Consider the following 22,919-nt stretch of genomic DNA (forward strand, 5'->3'; position numbering starts at 1 on the left):
GGGTTGGCATTCGTGTGCTCACCCCGAAACCAGGTTCTGAATTCAGGTGTATTTTTCGTCGTGCGTTGAAAGTTGAAGTGACGCGCACGGTTCGATCTTGCCATATCGCCCTCAAGTCAGTTGCCCTGGCGCTTATTGTTGGCGGAAAGCTGCGCCTTGTTGCAGCTACATCTATCCACAACACCATCTGAATTCTAGCGATGTTTTGTTGCCCGCCTTTTCGCTGAGGCTTGCTGGACGCACCCCACCTGATCCAATAGAGTTGCGAAAAACAGGTCGACGGGGTCCCCTGACGGCTCAGGCGAGGTTGCAGAGCATAACATGACAGACCTTCACCAAATCGGCATGCTGTGGATGCGCGGTTCGCTGAGCTTTCTCGAGCAGCTCTGCGTTCAGTCTTTCCTCGATGCGGGGCACCATACCATCCTTTACACCTACGAGGATGTCGATCGCGTGCCGAACGGGGTCGAGTTTCGCGATGCCGCCGATGTCCTGCCTGAAACCGGGTTTCTGGTACACGAACGCACCGGCTCGCCTGCGCTGCATTCCGATCTGTTCCGATACCACATGCTGCGTGACGCCGACCGAATGATCTGGGCCGACACGGACGCCTATTGCCGCAAACCCTTCGTTACCGAGACCGGCCATTTCTTTGGCTGGGAAAGCAAGAAGCACATCAATGGTGGTGTATTAGGCCTGCCCCGCGATAGCGAAGCACTGCGTCTGCTGCTGGATCATTGCTCGGACGAATTTGCCATCCCGACTTGGTATGGCGAGAAATACGTCAAGGAACTGGAAGAGAAGAAAGCCGCTGGCAACCCGGTTCACGCTGGCGAACAGCCATGGGGTGTCTGGGGGCCGCATGCGGTCTCGCACTTCCTGCACAAGACCGGCGAAGATCGCTATGCCTTCCCGCAGGAGGGGCTCTATCCCTACACATTCAAAGACCGTCGCAAGATCGTAAAGCCCAACAACCGGATCAGCGATTACGTCACCGACAATACCTATTCGGTGCATCTGTACGGTCGGCGAATGCGCAAGTTTCTGGCCGAGCATTACAAGGGTGTACCCGATCCGACCGGTCTGCTGGGGCAATTGCTAATCAAGCACAAGATCAACCCGCTGAATGCTCCATTGCGGGATTATCCAAACCCCGATCCCAATAGCGCCTTCGCCAAGGTGTTTCGGGAAGAGATCGACGGCAAGCAATATGCGGCGGCCACACCCGCGGTCAGCGATACTGCACCCCTGAAATCGGTTGTTGGGGTGACAACCATGAAGAACGAGGGACCCTATATTCTGGATTGGGTCGCTTATCATCTGTGGCTGGGATTTACCCATTTCCTGATCTACACCAACGACTGCTCGGACGGCACAGATGAGATTCTTGACTGTCTTGCTGAACGCGGGCTGGTCACTCGCGTCGACAACCCAGCACGCATAGACAAAGGCGAACGGCCGCAGCGCGTGGCGCTGGCACTGGCGCAGGATCATCCGGTGATTCAGGCGGCAGATGCTTACATGGTCTTTGACGTGGATGAATATATCAACATCCACACGCCCGAGGGCACCTTGCGATCCCTCATGAACGCCACTGGAAATCCTGAACTTATCGCAATGACCTGGCGGTTCTTCGGTTGTTCCGGTGTTGTCGATTTCGCTGATAACCCTGTGCCGCTCCAGTTTGACCGCTGCGCCCCGCAGAAAGTGCGCGTGCCCCATCACAACTGGGGCTTCAAAACCTTCGCGCGCAGACCGTCGAGCTATTCGAAATTCGGCATCCACCGACCATTGGAGCCGGTGACAGAGACCATGCCCCATTGGGTCAACGGATCGGGCCGACAGATGCCCGACCGTTATCACGAAAAGGGCTGGCGGTCGTCGCTGGAAAGCTGGGGCTACGATCTGGTAACGCTGAACCATTACTCGATCCGGTCGCTGGACAGCTATCTGGTCAAACGCGACCGCGGCCGCACCAATCACATCAACCGCGAACAGGGCATCGGGTATTGGAATATCCACAACCGCAATGACGAACAGGACACCTCTATCCGGTCACATTTCGAGAAATCCAAGCCTGTACGTGACGACCTGCTCGCGGACCAACGATTGGCAGAATTGCATGAGGCAAGCTGCAACTGGCATCGCGCGCGGATCAACGCTCTGAAGGACCTGCCTGAATACAACCAGCTCTACCAGATCCTGTCTCAGGACATCCTGTCCCACAGTGTATCGGACGACGTTCAGCCAGGTTTTGCACCACTTTCCCATACCGCGCTGACAGGTGAGCCCTTTGTCAGCGATCAGCCCCAACCGACACCACCCGAAGAACCGGAACCGCAAGCTGAAGTTCTGCAAGCCTCGGGTCATCCCATCCTACTGGGAGACGACGCGCAAGAAGCTTATGAGAGCATCAAGAAACGTGTCGAAACACTATTCTCGCCCCTCAAACCCGTCCCCCCCCTCTCACGCGATAAGATCACGCTTGTAACAACAATGCGGAATGAGGCACCTTTTCTACTGGAATGGGTCGCCTATCATCGCTCGATCGGGGTGACGGATTTTCTGATTTATACCAATGGCTGTACCGATGAGACGGTTGAGCTGCTGGACCGCTTGCAGGCGCTGGGATATGTGACGCGACTGGACAATCCATTCAAGTCAGACAAAGGGCAAAAACCGCAACGCGGAGCGCTGAACCATGCGATCACCCATCCTCTGATCTCGGATGCGGATTGGTACATGTGCATGGATTGTGACGAGTTCATAAACATCCATGTGGGTGATGGTACCATGCCCGAGCTGTTCGCGGCGATGAATGAACCGAACCTGATCTCGATGACATGGAAGCTGTTCGGGAATGCGGACGTTACCGATTTCGAAGACAAGTGGGTCATCGAAACCTTCGACCGCTGCGCGCCTCAATTCATCCCTAAGCCGCGCATGGGCTGGGGCTTCAAGACAATGGTCCACAAATCTGCGCCCTATGCCAAGCTCGGCGTTCACAGGCCGCTGAGCCCGGACGAAGATCGGCTGTCTGAGATACGGTGGGTTAATGGATCTGGTCTGGAAATGCCGGAACAGGTGCATGCATCAAACAGCTGGCGGTCAACCAAACGGTCGCTGGGTTATGATCTCGTCACGCTGAACCACTACACTTTGCGATCTGCCGACAGCTATCTGGTCAAGCGTGATCGGGGGCGGGTGAACCATGTCGATGAAGATATGGGCGGGTATTACTGGGACCGCCGGAACTATAACAGTGAACGTGACGCCCGAATTCAACAGCATGTGCCACGTGCCCGCGAAGAACTGTATCGGATTATGGCCGATGCCGAGATCGCGGCGCTGCACAAGTCAGCTGTCGAGACGCACAAACGTAAGGTGGCCGAATTGAAGGCCCTGCCTGAATATGCACGCCTCTACGAAAAGATTTCCGCGCCTGACCAACCTGACGCGATTTTCATGCCCGAGCGCACCGAAGCTGAGGTGGCCGATTAGCCGTCCTGCTCACGCGCCTGTTTCTCGGCGTGGATCGCCCGGCGGATCGACATGAGCTGGCTCCACATGCGACGCTGTGCGGTCATCGGCAGAACGCGCGTCGGGCCGATCTGACAGAGGCGCGCGTGCGTGTAGAACATATCTGAATCCTGCATCAGCGTTTTGATGCGTTGGTGCCGCCACGCGACGGATCGGGTATGCAATTGATCCAGTTCAGGGTCGGCGCGCAGCTCGGCCACGCCGTCGGCAATCGCATCGGCGTGGCGCAGGATCGTGGCATCTTCGATCTGATTGAAATCGCGGTCGATCCAATAGGCCAGATCAATCGGGTCTTCGCTGTGATTGGGGCGACCCCGTTCGGCCTTGACCAGATAGTTCTCGACCGAGCCCAGAGCGTAGTGGTTCAACTGCGCCAACCCATATCTCGGCGCGACGCTGGGAATGACCGTGCCGGGTATGGCAGGGGCCGGATCACCATTGCCATCAACCATGTTGAATTCCGCACCGTCCTTTAACCGGGGCCTGTGCACGCCCAGCCGGTCCAGCCGCTGATCAGCAAGGAACAGTGTCTTGAACTGCACCGCACGCCATGGCCATAGCAATGTTGCAGGGGCCGCGCGAGTGAAGAGGCGCGTCATCGGCTGATCCTGAAAGGCAACTTGCTGATTATGCCCGAACATCCGCCACGGTACAGCAAACCCATCCGCATCGGGCCGCGCCGCAATCAGATCGGCGATCTGGCCGCTGCCTTCGTGAATGCACAGGAACTCATCCACATCCGATACCAATATCCAATCGGCCTGCTCGACCAGCCGGTGGTTCGATGCGCGGCTCAGGGCCTGCCACTGCACCGTTTTCTTGCCTTTGCGCGGGTTGGGCTTGTGGTAGACGATTTTCAGCGCATGCAACCGATCCAGAATCTCATCGGTTCCGTCCTCGCAATCATTGCTGAAGATCAGGAAATCCGTAACGCCGATGGCCCGATGATAAGCAATCCATTCCAGAATGAACGGGCCTTCGTTGCGCATGGTGGTCACGATCAGGCAGCGCATGGGTCATATCCCGTTCAACAAGTTAAGATCGCCAGAAATCAAGGTTTTGGACGCTCAGAAACAAGGATCGCATAATCCTGATCATTCGGCCAGCGGGCACGTCAATACGCGGCCTCGGCCTCATCGGGCAGCAACAGGCTGAACTCACCTTCCGAGAATTCATCGAAAGACAAATCCCACGATGCCCCGGGCCAAAGCAGTTGCAGTTGCTTTTTTGCGGGTCGGTAGACGGCTGTGTAAAGCGTTCCGAACCCGGATTTGAACGCGGTGGAATAAAGCGGCGGGCGCAGGAAGGCATCGATAAAACGCTTTTCGCTTTCCCGGTGCTGGTTCAGCCGGTTCAGAAGAAAGCGTTCGCGTTCGACCGTCGCTGTAAACCGCGCGTGTTTGGACCATTCAACCTGACCCTGATGGTTCGTCGCCACCGGCACATCCGAAATCTGCGGATGCCGGTCCGGGGCAAGGTAAACTGTGCTGTGGTTATGTTTCGCATCCAATACGGTGACGTTATAGCTCATGTGACAGGGGATGCGGCACAGGCAGTCGACCGCTTCAGCCGTGGTTTCGCAGGTTTGCAGCACATAGCGCAGGATCAGCGGAACACCGAACCCGTCCCCCACCTCGCGCCGCCCGCCGAAGGTAAGCGAGACGGTCAGACCCGCATCGTTGATCCCATCGAGCAGGCCCAGAACACCGTCACTCATCCCGATGATCCCGCGCCCGCCCCAGTGGGTTTTCAGCAGTGCCGCATCAAACGTCTTCGGATGGTAGTCATAGTTGCGCACCAGAAACGGGGTCTTGCCACGCCAGATCGCCTGACTGCAGCCCGACAGGTATTTCGGCGGGCAGTAGAAGCTGAGAAACCGCGCCTGGCTATCGCTGCCTCCGACCAGTTCGACCACCTCTTCATAGAGCGGCAGGAGCTCGGGCATGTGCTTTTGCAAGGCGCGCAGGCATTCGCGATAGGTGGGACGGGCCGAATACCCCTCTTGCGCCCACCAATCGCGATAGGCGGGCCAGTATTCGGCAAACAGCCCGGCCAGCTTGGGACCGGGCTGTTCCTCGTCGATTGAGCGAAAAACAAGCGCCATGGGGCTTTCTACATGATCTTGAACGCGGGGTCTTGCATCGGTTGCGCAGCAGGCAGGGGCTCAGCCGTATAGGCCGAGGTGATGCCATGGATCCATTTCTTCGAATTGTCCGTCAGCTTGAAGCCTTTGGTCATCGACCGGCCGCGCGTCACCAGAATACCCAGATCAGCGCCTTCATAGCGATAATCGCCGACATTCGAGATGCGCAAGAAGAACGCCTCATTCTCACCCACAGCGCGGCGGTGATAGTCGAAGCGGTCAAATACAACGCGGCCATCCTCAAGCATCTTGTAGATGCCCGATTGCGGCGCCTGCGTGATGCGGTCGACACTGTCATCGGTGTGTTTGATCACCATCTGCGACCAGCTGTCGATCATGTCAGGGTCAGCCCAGCGCGCGTTTAGCTCTTCGACATCCAGCTCGAATGGCTTCTTTGAGAATTCCAACAGGTGGAACAGGAACAGCGGCGCGTCCGCATGGGCAAAGGCCGCGTGGTTGGTCATCGAACTGGCGCCGGTGATGCGCGGGTTCAACTCACCCAACCATAACTCATCAGTTTTTTTATCGATCAGAAAGTCGAGTTCGAAATATCCGCGATAGCCGGATTTGCGCAGCTCTTCCCCGAACTGGAAGGTCAGCTGCCGCGCCTGTTCTCTGGCTTTCGGAGGAAAAGCGGTCGAGAAGATCTCGTTCCCGCACCAGCCGCCGCGATAGGGGGTGAGTTCGTTGAAACCCACAAGCTCGGTCATCAGCGGGCCCACAATGGTGCCTTCCGAGGTTGCACAGGCCTCGATCGCCGCCCCGCGACAGTCGATCCGCTTCATGATCTTGATCTCGCCTTCGCCGACGATTTCATCTTTGTGCTTGTTGAAATCGGCCTCGGACTTGATGAAGAACGTCGTATGGCCGCTGTCACCAAAGGCCGATTGCAGAACCAGATCATGGCCCAGCCCGGCCTTGTCGCAGATTTTCTGCAGGTGATCGTAGCTTTTGACCACACTCAGGGTATTAGGCACGGAAGGAACACCTGCCTTGTTGCCAATGCGGACCGTTTCGATCTTGTTGTCGCATTTGGTGCGCAGCTTGGCCTTGGGGAACCACAGTTGCCCGCCCAGTTCCTTGACCAGCTTCTCGGTCGTTTCATCAAACATCAGGAAGACAAACTTGGGTTTACCACCGCGCCGCTTGACCAGATCGATGACTTCTTTGTGCTGCAGTAGATAGTTGTTGATGTCTTCGATGGACTGGAACTCATCATGCGGCATTTCAGAAGGCACGAACACGTTCGGATGTCGCCCGTCAAAGCAATCCATGTAGCAGATATAGGTGAAGTTCATCACCCATTCATCCAGCCCCAACAGGTTGAAATTGGTCGCCGATACAAAATAGATCGGGTCCTTGTTGGTGTGGAAATACCGACGGATTTCCGAGATGTTCTTTAGCACCTTCTTTGGCATGATTGTTGTCCTCCCTGACCCCTTAGGGGTTCTTGACTGATTTCAAAGCGTCTTCTGTAAAGATGCGCAGGCCCAGATCGGCGCGGAATCCATGGATTTCCGAAACGTCCAGTTCCTGCATGAATTTGAGGATTTCGGGGCTGATCACCTGCCCCGGCACCAGAATGGGAAAGCCCGGCGGGTACGGGATCACGAAGGTCGCCGAGACCATCTCCTCTCCGGCCTCCAGCCGCTCAAGCATCTCTTTGTCTGGCTCGACGTAGTCGCAGTTATCTTCGTCATAAGACAGGAAGAAGGCGGTACGGATATCCCCCGCCTCGGTGCCTTTTTCACAACGGAACGCATCGTGGAACCGGCTGAAATCGGGCAGCGGCGGGACGTGTTCGCTCAGGTTTCTGACGCGCTTCTCAAAGGCTCGTTTTTCCATCTTGGACGCGTCGTCCATCAGATCGTCCAGTTCCTTGGCGATCTCGACTAGCACCTCGATCAGATAAGCAACCGAACTGCGCGTGGTGCCGATATTGGTCATGAACAACACGGTATTGCGCGAGGTCTTGTTGATCTGGATGCCGTACTTGTCCATCAAGATCTTGGTCTTGAACGTATCGCCATCCCAGCCGGTCGCGCCCACATGCAGCGTGATGCGGGTGGCATCCAGAACGAATTCGTCCTTTGCCCAACAATCCCAGACATCAGCCCAGCCCTGATCGGGGTCGAAATAGCTGGTCATGCCGCTTTCGCGATATTCCTCGGGGATCATGTCGCCCGCTGTGACCAACTTGAAATACTTCCTGAGCAGCGGATGGGTCGTCACCGCCCGGCGGATTGCCATCGCGCTTTCGACTTGTCGCTGAACGAATTCATAGCCCTCGATCTCGACCTGCCTGCGACCTACATCCAGTGAGGCGATGATCTGGTAGTTGGGCGAGGTCGAGGTGTGGGTCATGTAAGCCTCGTGAAAGGCCTCTTCGACCGCACCTTTGAACTGCTGGTCGTTGACGTGGATCATCGAGCCCTGCCGTAGCGCGGTCAGCGTCTTGTGCGTTGATTGCGTGGCATAGACCCGCACCCGCGCATCCGGCGGCGCGATCAGGCGGGTGTTCAGCAGGGTTTCGTCATCCGCGCCTTCCAGTTCAACCTGCTGCGCCGCATAAGCCTCGGCATGTTCCGGGGTGCGGAACCGCTCGCGCAGCAGGTTGGCCGAGCGCATCGCCGTGCGCACACGCGTATTCGGGGCAAAACGGGCATAGCCGAACCATGCCTCATCCCACAGGAACACAAGGTCTTTCTTGATCGCCAAACATTCCTGCATCACCCGCTGCACGTTATAGACAATGCCGTCGAAGGTGCAGTTCGTCAGCAGCACCATACGGACCTGATCCAGCTTACCCTCGGCCTTCAAAGCCAACAGCTTGTGCTTGATTTCACGGATCGGCACCGCGCCGTACATCGAGTAATCGTGTAGTGGATAGCTGTCCATATAGACCACGCTCGCCCCCGCCAGTACCATGCCGTAATGGTGGGATTTGTGGCAGTCGCGGTCGACCAGAACGATGTCGCCGGGTCGGACCAGAGCTTGAACGACGATCTTGTTACAGGTCGACGTACCATTGGTGGCGAAAAACGTCTGTTTAGAGCCGAATGCACGGGCGGCAGCTTCTTGCGCCTCTTTGATCGGGCCACGCGGTTCCAGCAGCGAATCCAGCCCGCCCGAGGTGGCTGAGGTTTCGGCCATGAAGATATTCGATCCGTAGAACGCCCCCATGTCCTGAATCCAATGGCTGCGGCTGATCGATTTGCCCCGACTGATCGGCATGGCATGGAACACGCCAGTGGGTTGTTTCGAGTATTCCTTGAGCGCCGTGAAGAACGGCGTCTTATAGCGCCGCTGCACTCCGCGCAGGATGTTCAAGTGCAATTCCAGAAAGTCTTCCTGATTGTAGAACACCCGCCGGCACAGGCCCAGATCGAGACCGGCAATATCTTCCGCCGAACGGTCGGTGATTAGATAAGCGTCCAGCTCGGGGCGCAGCATGCCGATCCTGCGGCAGGTTTCAGGGCCGTATTCCGAGGGGGACAGCGCATCTAGATCGGCGCCCTCGCCATAGAGGCTGATATAGCGGCCCAAAACATTGGTTTCGTTCTTGGACTTCAGGCTAAGGCCCGGGCGAACAATGACCGCCTGTACATTCTGATTGAATAGAACCCCGATCAGGGCATCCTCGACACTGGGGACTATGACGGTTTCATAAATGAACGGGTCTTCGCTGCGGCGCATCCGTTGCAGGCTGGATTGCAGGAACCGTTCCTGATGTTCGTTGACATTGTCGACGATCATCACCTCGAAATAGGGCCGCCCCAGCGCGCGGGCCTCATGGCTTTGGGCCGCTTCATCCTCGAACTCATCACCTTCGGTTTCATCCGCGATCAGAGGGATAGAACGGCGGCGATAAGCCCCCGAGGTGAGCGCCCGCGACACCCGCCGCACGGCAGTCGAGAAATCGGAAAAATTGCCATGATCCAGCAGTCGGCGCAGATAGTCGAAGGCCGACCCCCCAGGGAAAGCGAAATACACCTCGATCGGGGCCAATGCCTGCAGCAACTGCCGTGCGCGATCTCGATCCTTTTCGCTTCCGCCCTGGTCCAGCGACTCGGCCGTTTCCCGCAGCGCGCTCCATCGGTCTGCCCTCAGCTGTGAGGCGCTGTAGTAGTCCGAGATGGTGTGGAGCTTTTCGCTGTCGGAAATGCCGTGCATGAAGTTTGTCCTTTCTACCGATACCGAAGAGCTGCCTCGGGATCAGTCTGTGCCAGAGCGCCCTTTGTAGAGATAAAGATTATCGGGCTTGGTCGCAGCGTCTTCGCTATATCCCAGTGCCGTTCTGGGGTCGGATGCGGCAACACCGGCAGCGTCGCCTTTTTGCGGAATGCGCAGCGGGCCCAACGTGTGCAGATAGGCATCCGCCCCACTGGTGCGATCATAGACCGGGAAATCCGCCTCGCGGTCACGGAAGCTTTTGAGAACCTGACCCAGGCCTTTCAGCCCGACCTCGCGCTGGCGGCGAACCTGGTCCAGATCGATCTCAATCGGGAAGATATCCTCTTGCCCCGCAGACTGGTGCAGAACGGTGGCCGAAGGGTCAACGACCAGCGAGCGGCCAACGCCACCAGCGGCCAAACCGTTCACGTCAAACACGTAGCATTGGAACTGCGCCGCGGTGGCCTTGGCGATCGACAGCTCTGCTTCACGATCGGTGGTGCCGGTCAGAACCGGGTGCAGCAGCACCTCGACCCCTTGGCTGGTCAGATGGCGGGTGGTTTCGGGGAACCAGATATCATAGCAGATCGAAAGGCCAAACCGACCCACATCCGGCACGTCAAAGATGCAGAAATCAGTGCCCGATGCGATGTTCTGTTCATATGGCTTGAACGGGAACATCTTGGAGTATTTCGAGACGATCTCACCATCCGGGTTAATCACAACCGAGGTGTTGAAAACCCGCCCGTCCTCGCGCTTTTCAAACATCGAGCCGGGGATCAGCCAAATGCCATAACGCCGAGCCGCATCCTGAAAACGCGACAGGTCATCATTGGGAAAGGGCTGGGCGAAACGGTCAAGCGGGCCATAGGGGGCCAGCTCGCTGAACAAGGCCATCTGAGTCCAGGGAAACCGCGCCATCATCACATCGATCCGATGCAGCATCGCCTCGACATTCGAGTGCAGCGCACCGACATGCATCTGGATTCCGGTTATCGCAAAAGGGGTCATTTTTCGTTTCTTCTCATTTTCTTGCCGATTGCGACCGCCGCTGTGACCAGGCGTTCTTCATCGGAACATAAAACCGTATGTTAGCGCAAGCCCACTATCCGCAGGCAGTTGATCTATCCGGCCTCTTCCTCGGTAAGCTCGTCGCCGAGCGTTTCTACAAAGTCGATATCGTTGCGCACCCAGAAGAACCGGAAGCCGCAGCTGCGCAGCCATTTTTCCAACCGGTCCAGGCTGGACCATTCCCGCCGCAGCCCGCGCGTGGATTCAACCAGCGCCCATTGGCCGTCGACCAGAAAATAGACTGTCCAGGTATTGGGATGCGCCGACTGGTTGGCAAAGCCGCCGCTAACCACCTCTCGGGCGGTGCGTACGGCGACCGGATAATCTCCGATCCGGTTCTCGGCGGCGAGGATGGCCAGATCGTTCTGGCGGATCGTGAAAGTGGGAAGGGGTGCGTCGTTCATGATTAGCCTGTTAAAGAACACACCCATTCCGGTACCTCACGACCCTTCGGTTGTTCAACCTCTGTCAGGATCACGCGGCCTCGGTCTGCTCTGCTGTCTCGACGGATTCGACCACGGCCTCGGCATCCTGATCCTGAATGGCGCGGAACAACGCTTTGCGGCGCTCACTGATATCCTCGGATTTCAGGTTCTCGATCCGTGTCGCCAGTGTCCAGATATGACCGAACGGATCCGCAACGGTGGCGCAGCGCTCGCCCCAATAGGTGTCGTTTGCGTCTGCGATCAGCGTCGCGCCATTTTCCAGGGCGGTCGTCAGCGTGGCGTCAGCATCTTCGACATACATATGATGGCCAACCGGAATAACGGTGCCGGGTACAGACGGAACATGCGCGCCCCAGCCAGCGGTGACGAACAGCATCGAGTTGCCGATCTTGATGGCTGCAAAGCCGGGGGCTTCTTCCGCGTCATAGGCCTGAATCTTGGCGTCAAAGGCTTTTTCATAGAACTGCAGCGCTGCGGGAACGTCCGAGACGGCAAGCGATGCGGTGCAGGTGCGATAGCCGCGGGGCAGGGTAGCAGGCTTCTTTTTCATATCCGAAATCTCCGAATAGGGCGGGGGTCGCCCGTTGGAATATGCAGGAAAATCCCACACTATGCATCATACTGTGGATCAACTCGACAAATATTGCAACACTATGATGCATAGTGCTGAGATTCCTGCATCGGCGGTCAAAATGTCGGCGGGGTGCAGGCGCTGATGATCCGGCATTTTTCAGGCCCCACCTGCCGGAACCGATGCGGCGCGCGGCTGTCGAAGTAGTAAGCATCACCAGGCCCCAGCACCTTGCGTTGATCGCCCACAGTGACCTCGACCCGGCCCGAGATCACCACGCCGCCCTCTTCCGCCTCATGCCCGTACATTACGCGGCCCGTGTCAGCGCCCAGATCATAGGTTTCCTGCAGGATCATCATTGCGCGGCCATGCAGGTTCGAGCCCACCTGCCGCAGCGACAACCCGCCCTTGCCGATCTCGGTCAGTTCTTCAGCGGCATAGAACACGGTCTGTTCGGGCTCGATCTCAAACGAGAAAAAGTCGGACATGCCGATAGGAATACCCTGCAATATCCGGCGCAACGCACCAACAGAGGGGTTCATCTTACCAGACTCGATCAAAGAGATGGTGGAGTTCGGTACATCCGACTTTTTAGCCAGCGCCCGTTGTGACAGGCCGGCCCGTTCACGCAGGGTGCGCAGGCGCAAGCCGAGGGTCAGATCATCTTGATTGGCGTTCTTCATGTTCACTATCCGCATCACTTGAGGGGTGCCGGGACCGTAAATCAAGGACTTATGATTCACAAGAAACAGGCTTTCGCTCGGGGCTGTGGGCTCTACAGTCACGCGGTCAGATTTACGGGCGCGCGCGCCCGATAACCCGAAAGGACGCAAGATGCTGAATGCTCAGATTGCTGAACGCCGCAACACCTCGATCGCGCAGGGCGTGGGAATGCAGACGCAGGTCTATGTGGACCGTGCCGTGAACTCCGAGGTCTGGGATGTCGAAGGCAAGCGCTATATCGATTTCGCAGCAGGCATCGCCGTTGTGAATACCGGGCATTGCCACCCCAAGGTGATGGAGGCGGTGCAGAAACAGGCCTCGAACTTCACCCATACCTGCCATCAGGTTCTGCCCTATGAAACCTATATCCGTCTGGCCGAGCGCCTGAACGAGAAGGTTCCGGGCGATTTCAACAAGAAGACCGTCTTTGTCACCACCGGTGCCGAAGCAGTCGAGAACGCCGTCAAGATCGCCCGTGCCGCCACCGGCCGCCCCGCTGTGATCGCCTTCGGTGGTGGTTTCCATGGACGGACCTTCATGGGCATGTCCCTGACCGGCAAGGTGCAGCCCTACAAGGCCGGTTTCGGTGCAATGATGCCTGACACCTATCACGTCCCTTTCCCGGTTGAGCTGCACGGCACCTCGGTCGAGGATTCGCTGGGCGCTTTGACCAAGCTGTTCAAGGCCGATCTCGATCCGGGTCGCGTTGCCGCGATTATCATCGAGCCGGTTCAGGGCGAAGGCGGCTTCTACCCCGCCCCTGCCGAGCTGATGCGTGGTCTGCGCACCTTGTGTGATGAACACGGCATCGTGCTGATCGCCGATGAAGTTCAGACCGGCTTTGCCCGCACCGGTAACCTGTTTGCGATGGACGCCTATGATGTGTCCGCAGACATCACCACCATGGCCAAAGGTCTGGCCGGTGGCCTGCCTCTGGCCGCTGTCACCGGTCGCGCCGAGCTGATGGATGCGGCACACCCCGGTGGTCTGGGCGGCACCTATGGCGGCAACCCGCTGGGAATCGCCGCTGCCCATGCGGTGATGGATGTAATCGAAGAAGAAGACCTGTGCGCCCGCGCCAATGAGTTGGGTTCACGCCTGAAACAGCGTCTGGAATCCATCCGCGCCCGTACGCCCGAGATCGTCGACATTCGCGGCCCGGGCTTCATGGTCGCGGCCGAGTTCAACACCTCCGATGGCAGCGCCCCGAACCCCGACATGGCGAACGCCGTGCGCGCCGAAGCGCTCAAGCGCGGATTGATCCTGCTGACATGTGGCGTATATGGGAACGTAATTCGTTTCCTCGCACCGCTGACGGTGCAGGACGAGATCTTCGCCGAGGCCATGGATATCCTCGAAGCCTCGGTCGACGCTGTCAAAGGAGCCTGAACATGCTGGATACCAAAGTGACCAAGCTGGAACTGAAAGATCCCAGCCTTCTGGAAACCCGTGCCTATATCAACGGCGAGTGGGTTGAGGGTGAGGCGACTTTCCCAGTTCACAACCCGGCCACAGGCGATCTGATCGCCAACGTGACCGATGTCAGCATCGAAGGCACCACACAGACCATCGATGCCGCTTATGCCGCGAAGAAGGACTGGGCCGCTCAGACAGGCAAGGAACGCGCTGCGATCCTGCGCAAGTGGTTCGATCTGATGGTCGAAAACGCCGACGATCTGGCCACGATCCTGACCGCCGAGATGGGCAAACCCTGGCCTGAAGCGCGCGGAGAGATCCTCTATGGCGCATCGTTCATTGAGTGGTTCTCGGAAGAGGCCAAACGCGTTTATGGCGACGTCATCCCCGGCCACCAGCGCGACAAGCGCATCGTGGTGCTGAAGCAGCCTGTGGGTGTGGTCGGCTCGATCACTCCGTGGAACTTCCCCAACGCGATGATCGCCCGCAAGGTTGGCCCGGCTCTGGCCGTGGGTTGTACCTTCGTGGCACGTCCGGCAACTCTGACGCCGCTCTCGGCGCTGGCGATGGCCGTGCTGGGTGAACGTGCGGGCATCCCGGCGGGCGTCTTCAACGTGATCCCGGGCACCGACAGCTCGGGCGTGGGCAATGAGCTGTGCACCAACGACAAGGTTGCCAAGATCACCTTCACCGGCTCGACTCGGGTGGGCCAGATCCTGATGCGTCAGGCCGCGGGCACGATCAAGAAGATGTCGCTTGAGTTGGGCGGCAACGCACCCTTCATCGTCTTCGACGATGCCGATGTGGATGCCGCCGTTGACGGCGCGATGATCGCCAAGTTCCGCAACAACGGTCAGACCTGCGTCTGCGCCAACCGCATCTATGTGCAGGCGGGCGTCTATGATGAATTCGCTGCCAAGCTGGCCGAAAAGACCAAAACGCTGAACATTGGCGACGGTTTTGGCGATGGTGTCACCACAGGCCCGCTGATCAACGACGCGGCGGTTGCCAAGGTCGAAGAACACATCTCGGACGCGGTATCGAAAGGCGCGACCGTCACGCTGGGTGGCAAACGCTCGGAACTGGGCGGAACATTCTTTGAACCTACCGTTCTGACCGGCGTGACCCGTGACATGGTGGTGGCGAAGGATGAAACCTTTGGCCCCGTCGCGCCTCTGTTCAAATTCGAAGAAGAAGACGACGTGGTTGCCATGGCGAATGACAGCGAGTTCGGTCTGGCCTCGTATTTCTACAGCCGCGATTTGGCCCGCGTCTGGCGCGTGGCCGAAGCGTTGGAATCGGGCATGGTGGGCATTAACACCGGACTGATCTCGACCGAGGTCGCCCCATTTGGCGGCGTCAAGCAATCGGGCCTTGGCCGTGAGGGTTCGAAATACGGGATCGAGGATTTCCTTGAGATCAAATATCTCTGCATGGGTGAAATCCAGTAGACGCCCAATGCCTTAAAATTTCAACGCACTCGCAGCCCGCTGCGGGTGCGTTTTTCATTTCAGACCGATGCGTGTCCGCGCAGTCGAAACACCAAGGGCATCATCAGCAGAACCAGCGCTGCCGAAAAGAAAAATGGCGCGCCGGGCATGTAGGTCCCGTTACTATCGACCGAGGCCTGAAAGAGGCCGGTCATGGCCAGGGGTGCCAAGACCGCTGCCACTGAAGACAGCGACGCAATCACCCCCTGCACAACACCCTGCCGGTCTTCGTCGGCCTGATTTGAGGCCATCGCCGTGATCAGTGCAGGCACCAGATCAGACAACGCAGCCAGCAAAATAAAGATGACAAGTGCTGTCACCGTTGCCGTAAACCCAAAACCGATCATTCCGATCAGCGCTGATGTCATTCCCAAGAGGAGGGTTCGGTAGTCGCCAATCCACCGGATGAAAAGCGGCATCAGACCTGCCTGCACGAAGGCCAGCAGTACGCCATAGGCCGCCAGAGACAAACCGATATAGAGCGTGGACCAGCCAAAGACTTCACGAATCCAAAAGGCCCAGAGCGTGGGGTAAACCATGTTGGCGAATTCGAAAATGAATATGCACAACAACGGAACGGCCAGCCCCGGAAAACGAAAGGCATCGAAGATCGATTTGAACGGGTTCAGGTCGCGTTTGCCAAAAGGTCGGCGTTTCTCGGGTGTTAGGCTTTCGGGAAGGACAAACACGCCGAACAGTGCGTTCGCCGCCGATAAGACAGCGGCAATCCAGAAAGGTGCGGTGATGCTAATCTCGGCGGCAATACCGCCGATGGCGGGCCCAAGAACAAAGCCGATCCCGAACGCAGCCCCGATAAGGCCGAAATTCGCGGCCTTCTCGGTCGGCGCGGATATATCTGCAATATAAGCTGTTGCGGTAATATAAGTCGCCCCAGCCAACCCCGCGAGCGTACGCCCAAGCAGCAGCAGCCAGAACGTGCCTGCCAGAGCCATGATCACGTAATCAAGCGCCAGCATGACCAGTGCCGCAATCAGGATCGGCCTGCGGCCAACGGCGTCCGAGATACTACCGACAACAGGTCCACACAGAAACAACGCCCCGGCATAAGCAGCCATCAACAAGCCGCCCCAGAAGGCCCCCTGCCCGGTATCGCCCGCGCCCACGCGATCCATCAGGTCAGGCATGATGGGGAACACGATGCCAATGCCAATGGCATCGATCATCAACGTGATCAGAATGAAGGTTATGGCGCGGCTTTTGAACATACCGCCCTATCGGACGAGTGCGCCGGCAAAGCAAGAGAAAAGGGCCGCGCAGAGCACCTCGCGAATGCTCTGTGGCAACCCTTTGCCGTCTTGAGCTACTGACCCAATGCCACACCTTCGCGACGCGGATCGGCAGCGCCGATCAGTTGGCCATCCTTGATCAGGATTGCGTGCAGCCCGCTATTGAGGTCAACCTGTTTCACTTCATGCCCCTTGCCGGTCAACGCATCTGCGAATTCAGCAGCGGATGTTCCCTGCTCCAGATCCATGGATGACCCGTTACGATGGACGAAGTGCCCTGTTTCGATGGCGTCCTGCGGGTCCATGTCCCAATCAAGGATCGCGATGATGGTCTTGGCCACATAATTGATGATGCGGCTGCCTCCGGGTGAGCCGATCAGCAAATAGGGCTCACCCTCTTTCATCACGATGGTTGGCGACATCGAGCTGCGCGGACGCTTGCCCCCTTCGACCCGGTTGGCCACCAGCCGGTCACCATCCATGGGTGCGCGATCAAAGTCGGTCAGCTCATTATTCAGCAGAAAGCCCCGCACAAAGACCCGACTGCCAAAGGCGGTTTCGATCGTGGTCGTCATCGACAGCGCGTTGCCATACTGATCGCGGATCACGATGTGACTGGTGCCGGGGCGATCCGGATTCTGTGACGGTGCAAACAGAGCAGTGTGATCACGCGGTGGCTCACCCGCTTGGCGCTTCTCACCAGCCGCTGCTGGGTCGATCATTTCTGAGCGCAGCTTTAGATAATCCTTATCCAGCAGGCCCTTGACCGGTACATCGACAAAATCGCTATCGGCCATATAGAGCGCGCGGTCAGCATAGGCAAGCTTGGCCGCTTCGGCATAGAGATGCGCCATCTCTGCGTTCCAACCGGTACCATTGAGGTCAAAATTGCTCAGGATGCCCAGAATCTGCCCCACGGTCAGACCACCAGAGGTCGGCGGGCCCATACCGCAGACGTCATAGCCGCGATAATCGGCACAGACGGCGGGACGGATTTTGACCCGGTAGGCGGCCAGATCCTCAAGCGTGATGTTGTTTTCGACTTTCGAAGTCGCCGCAACCGCAGCAACCATATCCTCGGCAATCGGACCGCTGTAGAAAGCGCCCGCGCCCTGATCGGCCAGAATACGCAGGGTTTGCGCAAATTCGGGGTTCCTTAGCAACGTCCCGGCCTGCAGCGGGGTGCCATCTTCGTTGAAAAAATACGCTTTACCCGCCGGGAACACACCGACAGAACGCTCACGCTCAATGGTGCTTTGGATCGAATTTGCCATGCGGGGCGAGACCTCGAACCCCTGCTCGGCCTGATCGATGGTGGACTGAAACAGCGAGGCCCAGTCTTTCTTTCCATAAAGGTTATGGGTCACTTCCATCAGGCGCAGAATGCCCGGCACGCCGACAGATTGACCCCCTACAACAGCTTCGGGCCACGGCATCTTTTCCCCGTCCGGTAACAGAAAGCGTTCGGGCGTGGCCTTGGCGGGTGCTTTTTCACGCGCATCAAAGGTGGTCAGAGTTTTGGCTGAGGCGTCCCAATACAACATGAACGCACCGCCACCGATGCCCGAGGATTGCGGCTCCACCAGATTCAGCATCAACTGAACCGCGATCATCGCGTCCGCGGCGGTGCCTCCCGCCAACAGCACGTCATATCCGGCTTTTGCGGCAATCGGGTTTGCGGCGGAAACCATGAACTCGGTCCCGGTGACCGAGTCTTTGTCTTCCCAGCCATAGCCAAATTCTGGCGCAGGGTCTTGTGCAACAGCCATGCTGGCGACGGTGCCAAAGACCATCGCCGCTGTTGTCTTCAACAGGGTTTTCATAGCAATTCACCTTTGAAAGTTTTTTGGAAACCGAAACACTCGTTACAAAAACACTTTCAAACCGAATTGACCACTATCTGACCACATAGACGGACGCGTTTGAGTGTCGGATGACGCGGGACGCGTTTGGTCCGAGAAGGTAGTCCTTGAGGTCTGGTTTGTGCGCTCCGATGACAATGAGGTCAGAGCCTGCGCCTTCGGCAGTTTCGAGAATTTTCTGATAGGCGGTGCCAGTGGCGACCACATGGCGGATGCTGGCGTTTCGCTCCTCGCCCAGCGTGCGGGCGCAAAGCTGGATCAGCTTTTCTTGCGCCGCCTCCACCGCCTTTTCATGGAACTCGGGCTGGAAGAAGCCCGAGACCCAGCTTTCGCCAAAATCCGGCAGAACCGTCACCACATCCAGCTGCGCGCCGTCCAGATCGGCCAGCACCGCTGCCCGTTCCAGAACGCCTGCATCCAGATCGTCATTGCTGATATCCACGGCACAGAGGACAGATTTAATCATGATGTAACGACCTCTTCTTCGTTGACGCGCGCGGCGCGGCCGCGCTGGAGGAAGGCAATGAGACCCAGCAGAAGCAGCGCCGGAATGAAGATTAGCTCTTTCGGTGGCTGGCTCTGCGGGGCTTGAATACTGGTGATGCGAACAGCGTCGTCAGCATAATAGTCGAACATGTCCAGCTCATCCGCGACCGGAGTGCCAAACAGCGGCTCGTCCAGTTTGATCAGGCCGTCTTCTTCCAGCGTGATCAAACCCAGAGCGTCAACGCGCGCAGCACCATCGGCCCCTTCCGGAATGTCCAGAACCACCGTGGTTTCGGTCATATTGCCGGTGTCAAAGTCAGGACCTGCGACCTCGATCCGCATGGTGCTGCCGGGTGCAGCCTCGCCCACGGCCTGTGTCAGCTGTGCCGGTTCGATCTGCGCAAAGGGCGGTGCGATGCGGTTCATGAAGAAGTCCGGACGGAACAGCGCGAAAGCGATCAGGATCAGCGCGACGCTTTCATAGATGCGGTTCTTGGTCAGGAACCAGCCCATGGTACCGGCGGTGAAGATCAGGATCGCGATGGTCGCAGAGACGGCCACCAAGATGCCCTGCACCCAGCCCACATCGATCAGCAACAAATCGGTGTTGAAGATGAACACGAAAGGCAGGGCTACGGTGCGCAGGGAATAGAAGAAAGCCGTGAAGCCTGTCTTGATCGCGTCCCCGCCCGAAACAGCGGCAGCCGCAAAGCTCGCCAGACCCACGGGCGGTGTCACATCAGCCATGATACCGAAGTAGAACACGAACAGATGCACCGCGATCAGCGGCACGATCAGACCATCCTGCGCGCCCAGTTCGACAACCACACCCGCCATCAGTGAGCTGACGACGATATAGTTGGCCGTGGTCGGCAGACCCATCCCTAGGATCAGGCTCAGCAGCCCCACCAGCGCCAGCATGGCGATCAGGTTGCCGCCCGACAGGAACTCGACCAGATCGGCCATTACCTGGCCCACACCGGTCAGCGTCACAGTGCCCACGATCACACCCGCTGTAGCGGTCGCGAGAGCGATGCCGATCATATTGCGCGCGCCGTCAATCAACCCGTTCCACAGATCGACAACCCCATCTTTGAACGCATTCGCGGTGTCACTCTCACCCCGGAAGATGGACTTGAGTGGCTTTTGCGTCAGCAGGATCACGAACAGCAGAGAGGTTGCCCAGAAGGCGGACAGACCGGGCGATTTCTGTTCGATCATCAGGAAGTAGACCAGCACGATGATCGGCAGCAGGTAATGCAGACCGGCCTTGTAGATCTCGGCGATCACCGGCAGTTCGACCTCTTTGGCGTTGGGATCATCTGGAACCAGATCCTCGACCCCAGCAGCCAGTTTCAACAGGAACAGATAAGCCAACACGATCAGCGCCGACAGGACCAGTCCCGACGCATCAGGCATGATCGCTATGATCGCCTTGATCGGGTATTGGATGCCATAGCAGAGCCCAGCAAAGCCCACGAAGAACAGCGCCATGCCGCCAATCGTACGACCCATCGAAACAACGCGATCGCCCAGCGTCGGCATGTTCCGCTTCACCGCTTCAAGGTGCACGATATAGACCAGCGCGATGTAGGAGATTGCGGCAGGCAGGAAGGCATGGGTGATTACCTCGACATAGGAGATGCCCACATATTCCACCATCAGGAAGGCAGCAGCGCCCATCACCGGCGGCATGATCTGGCCATTCACGGATGAGGCGACCTCGACCGAGCCCGCTTGTTCGCTGGAAAAGCCCACACGCTTCATCAGTGGGATGGTGAAAGTACCGGTGGTCACAACGTTCGCAATGGACGAGCCAGAGATCAGGCCGGTCGCCGCCGAACCCACCACAGCCGCCTTGGCCGGGCCACCGCGCAGGTGCCCCAGCGCGCCAAAAGCCATCTTGATAAAGTAGTTGCCCGCACCTGCCTTATCCAGCAGCGCACCGAACAGCACGAAGAGGAAGACGAACTTGGTCGACACGCCCAGCGCGATGCCAAAGACACCTTCGGACGTGATCCACATATGGCTCATCGCCTTTTGCAGGCTGGCACCTTTCCAACGGATCACTTCGGGGACCCAATCGGACGAGCCGAAGAAGACGTAGGCCAGAAAGATCGTCGCGATGATGGCCATCGCGGGACCAAGTGCGCGACGCGCGGCTTCGAACAGAAGCAGCAAACCGACAAGTGCAAACCACTTGTCCGTGTCGTCCGCCAGGCCGCCCGCATCGACGATCTTTTGGTAGAAGAAATAGCCGTACAGCGCCAGGAATGCGCCCACGATCCCCATAATCCAGTCCTGAACAGGGATATAGTTTCGCGGGCTGGATTTAAGCGCCGGATAGGCCGCAAAGGCCAGGAACATCGCAAAGGCCAGATGAATCTGACGCGAGTTGTTCACTACGCTGCCCGGCAGCAGGTAGTTCGACAGGGGCGAGGCCAACACGACCTGAAACACCGACCACAAGACAGCAACGATCGCTAGAAACAGCCCCACATTCCCAGCCGGATTGCGCGCACCCGCATCGGATGAGGCGACCAGATCCTGAAGCTCTTCTTCGGATAGAGGGCGATTGCCCTGTGTGTCGTCGGAACTCATGGTGATATCTCCCCGTCCTTCGGCCTTGGTTTTTTGTGGCCGTCTTGTCACCGGTTAACCCGGATATGAATCGGGGCGCCCCGAAAGGCGCCCCGCGTCAGGTCTGGTTACTGAATCCAGCCTTTTTCTTTGTAGTACTTCTCCGCACCCGGATGCAGCGGAGCCGACAAGCCGTCCGCGATCATCTCTTCAGGCTTGAGGTTGGCGAAGGCCGGGTGCAGCTTTTTAAAGTCATCGAAGTTCTCGAAGACCGAGCTGACAACCGCATAAACCGCATCATCCGACACATCTGCCGAGGTCACGAAGGTCGCGCCAACACCAAAGGTCTGGGTGTCGCCGTCCGAACCACGGTACATGCCACCTGGGATAGTCGCTGTGCGGTAGAACGAGTTATCGTCGACCAGCTTGCTGACTGCATCACCGCTGACGTTCACCAGAACCGAGTCACAGGCGGTGGTCGCTTCCTGGATCGATCCGGACGGGTGACCAACGGTGTAAACCATCGCATCGATCTGGTTGTCGCACAGAGCTGCCGACTGTTCAGCCGCTTTCAGCTCGGTCGCCAGTTCGAAATCATCGGTGCTCCAGCCCATTTCGCCCAGCAGAACCTCCATGGTGCCGCGTTGACCGGAACCGGGGTTGCCGATATTGACGCGCTTACCCTTCAGGTCTTCAAAATTGGTGATACCCGCGTCGGCACGCGCCACAACCGTAAACGGCTCTGGATGTACCGAGAACACGGCACGCAGGTTCTCAAACGGGCCGGCTTCTTCGAATTTCGAGCTGCCGTTAAATGCGTGGTACTGCCAGTCCGACTGTGCCACCCCAAACTCAAGCTCGCCTTCGCGAATGGTGTTGATGTTGTAAACCGACCCCCCAGTCGACTCCACCGAACACCGGACCCCGTGTTCTTTCCGGCCCTTGTTGACCAGACGGCAGATCGCGCCACCCGTTGGGTAATAGACACCCGTAACGCCGCCAGTTCCGATCGTGATAAACTCTTCTGCATATGCCGCTGGTGCCATCAAGGCCGCCGCGGCAAATGCGGTAATTGAGGTTTTCTTGAACACTTTGACACTCCTGTTGTCAGTCTTTTTTTGATCTGTTGGGGTGCCTGAAACCTTTCAGAACACAACAGAAAAAATCGCAC

At 58.0% G+C, this 22,919-nt stretch carries 16 protein-coding genes; 3 read left to right on the forward strand and 13 right to left on the reverse strand.

The annotated features are described in order from the left end of the window. The first annotated feature begins 321 nt into the window (after positions 1–321). Positions 322–3,501, forward strand: coding sequence for a glycosyltransferase family 2 protein (locus ACR0AZ_RS19375; RefSeq protein WP_480471257.1), 3,180 nt, complete (start codon positions 322–324; stop codon positions 3,499–3,501). Here the strand turns inward: ACR0AZ_RS19375 and ACR0AZ_RS19380 are convergent. The 8 genes from ACR0AZ_RS19380 to ACR0AZ_RS19415 form a co-directional block, all read right to left on the reverse strand. Next, the gene (locus ACR0AZ_RS19380) at positions 3,498–4,553 is read right to left on the reverse strand and encodes a glycosyltransferase family 2 protein (protein ID WP_480471258.1); all 1,056 of its coding nucleotides are present in this window, start codon (positions 4,551–4,553) and stop codon (positions 3,498–3,500) included. The genes ACR0AZ_RS19375 and ACR0AZ_RS19380 overlap by 4 nt on opposite strands. 101 nt (positions 4,554–4,654) lie before the next feature. Beyond that, positions 4,655–5,644: a C45 family autoproteolytic acyltransferase/hydolase gene (locus ACR0AZ_RS19385; protein ID WP_480471259.1), complete on the reverse strand. Its 990-nt coding sequence runs from the start codon at positions 5,642–5,644 to the stop codon at positions 4,655–4,657. An 8-nt stretch (positions 5,645–5,652) separates the two neighbouring features. Further along, a complete protein-coding gene (locus ACR0AZ_RS19390; protein WP_480471260.1) occupies positions 5,653–7,101 on the reverse strand; it encodes a biotin carboxylase in 1,449 nt (482 codons plus the stop codon). Between the two features lie 22 nt (positions 7,102–7,123). Then, positions 7,124–9,856 carry an aminotransferase class I/II-fold pyridoxal phosphate-dependent enzyme gene (locus tag ACR0AZ_RS19395; RefSeq protein WP_480471261.1) on the reverse strand — a complete coding sequence of 911 codons (2,733 nt, stop codon included), beginning with the start codon at positions 9,854–9,856 and terminating at the stop codon, positions 7,124–7,126. A gap of 42 nt (positions 9,857–9,898) precedes the next feature. Continuing rightward, positions 9,899–10,867 (reverse strand): carbon-nitrogen hydrolase family protein, encoded by a 969-nt coding sequence (locus ACR0AZ_RS19400; protein WP_480471262.1) that lies wholly within the window; start codon positions 10,865–10,867, stop codon positions 9,899–9,901. Positions 10,868–10,980: 113 nt separating this feature from the next. Next, positions 10,981–11,331 carry a hypothetical protein gene (locus tag ACR0AZ_RS19405; RefSeq protein WP_480668090.1) on the reverse strand — a complete coding sequence of 117 codons (351 nt, stop codon included), beginning with the start codon at positions 11,329–11,331 and terminating at the stop codon, positions 10,981–10,983. A 70-nt stretch (positions 11,332–11,401) separates the two neighbouring features. Beyond that, entirely contained in the window at positions 11,402–11,923 is a 522-nt protein-coding gene (locus tag ACR0AZ_RS19410) for a VOC family protein (RefSeq protein ID WP_480668091.1), read from the reverse strand. A 137-nt stretch (positions 11,924–12,060) separates the two neighbouring features. Then, on the reverse strand, positions 12,061–12,627 hold the full coding sequence (locus ACR0AZ_RS19415; RefSeq protein WP_480471265.1) for a cupin domain-containing protein: 567 nt from the start codon (positions 12,625–12,627) through the stop codon (positions 12,061–12,063). 151 nt (positions 12,628–12,778) lie between these two features. Here ACR0AZ_RS19415 and ACR0AZ_RS19420 point away from each other — a divergent pair, with 151 nt between their 5' ends. Together ACR0AZ_RS19420 and ACR0AZ_RS19425 are read left to right on the forward strand one after the other, a co-directional pair. Continuing rightward, entirely contained in the window at positions 12,779–14,056 is a 1,278-nt protein-coding gene (locus ACR0AZ_RS19420) for a 4-aminobutyrate--2-oxoglutarate transaminase (protein WP_480668092.1), read from the forward strand. Between the two features lie 2 nt (positions 14,057–14,058). Further along, the gene (locus ACR0AZ_RS19425) at positions 14,059–15,534 is read left to right on the forward strand and encodes an NAD-dependent succinate-semialdehyde dehydrogenase (RefSeq protein ID WP_480668093.1); all 1,476 of its coding nucleotides are present in this window, start codon (positions 14,059–14,061) and stop codon (positions 15,532–15,534) included. 59 nt (positions 15,535–15,593) lie between these two features. Here the strand turns inward: ACR0AZ_RS19425 and ACR0AZ_RS19430 are convergent, their stop codons facing one another. From ACR0AZ_RS19430 to ACR0AZ_RS19450, 5 genes are all read right to left on the reverse strand, one after another. Next, positions 15,594–16,799: an MFS transporter gene (locus ACR0AZ_RS19430; protein ID WP_480471268.1), complete on the reverse strand. Its 1,206-nt coding sequence runs from the start codon at positions 16,797–16,799 to the stop codon at positions 15,594–15,596. A 95-nt stretch (positions 16,800–16,894) separates the two neighbouring features. Next, on the reverse strand, positions 16,895–18,643 hold the full coding sequence (gene ggt / locus ACR0AZ_RS19435; protein ID WP_480471269.1) for a gamma-glutamyltransferase: 1,749 nt from the start codon (positions 18,641–18,643) through the stop codon (positions 16,895–16,897). A gap of 73 nt (positions 18,644–18,716) precedes the next feature. After that, positions 18,717–19,148, reverse strand: a complete 432-nt coding sequence (locus tag ACR0AZ_RS19440) for a universal stress protein (protein ID WP_480471270.1) — start codon at positions 19,146–19,148, stop codon at positions 18,717–18,719. Next, positions 19,145–21,769, reverse strand: a complete 2,625-nt coding sequence (locus ACR0AZ_RS19445; RefSeq protein WP_480471271.1) for a TRAP transporter permease — start codon at positions 21,767–21,769, stop codon at positions 19,145–19,147. Before ACR0AZ_RS19445 ends, ACR0AZ_RS19440 begins: the two co-directional genes overlap by 4 nt. A gap of 107 nt (positions 21,770–21,876) precedes the next feature. Further along, positions 21,877–22,839, reverse strand: a complete 963-nt coding sequence (locus ACR0AZ_RS19450) for a TAXI family TRAP transporter solute-binding subunit (protein ID WP_480660656.1) — start codon at positions 22,837–22,839, stop codon at positions 21,877–21,879. Positions 22,840–22,919: the final 80 nt, after the last annotated feature.

This window comes from Ruegeria sp. BE3 (assembly GCF_056538865.1).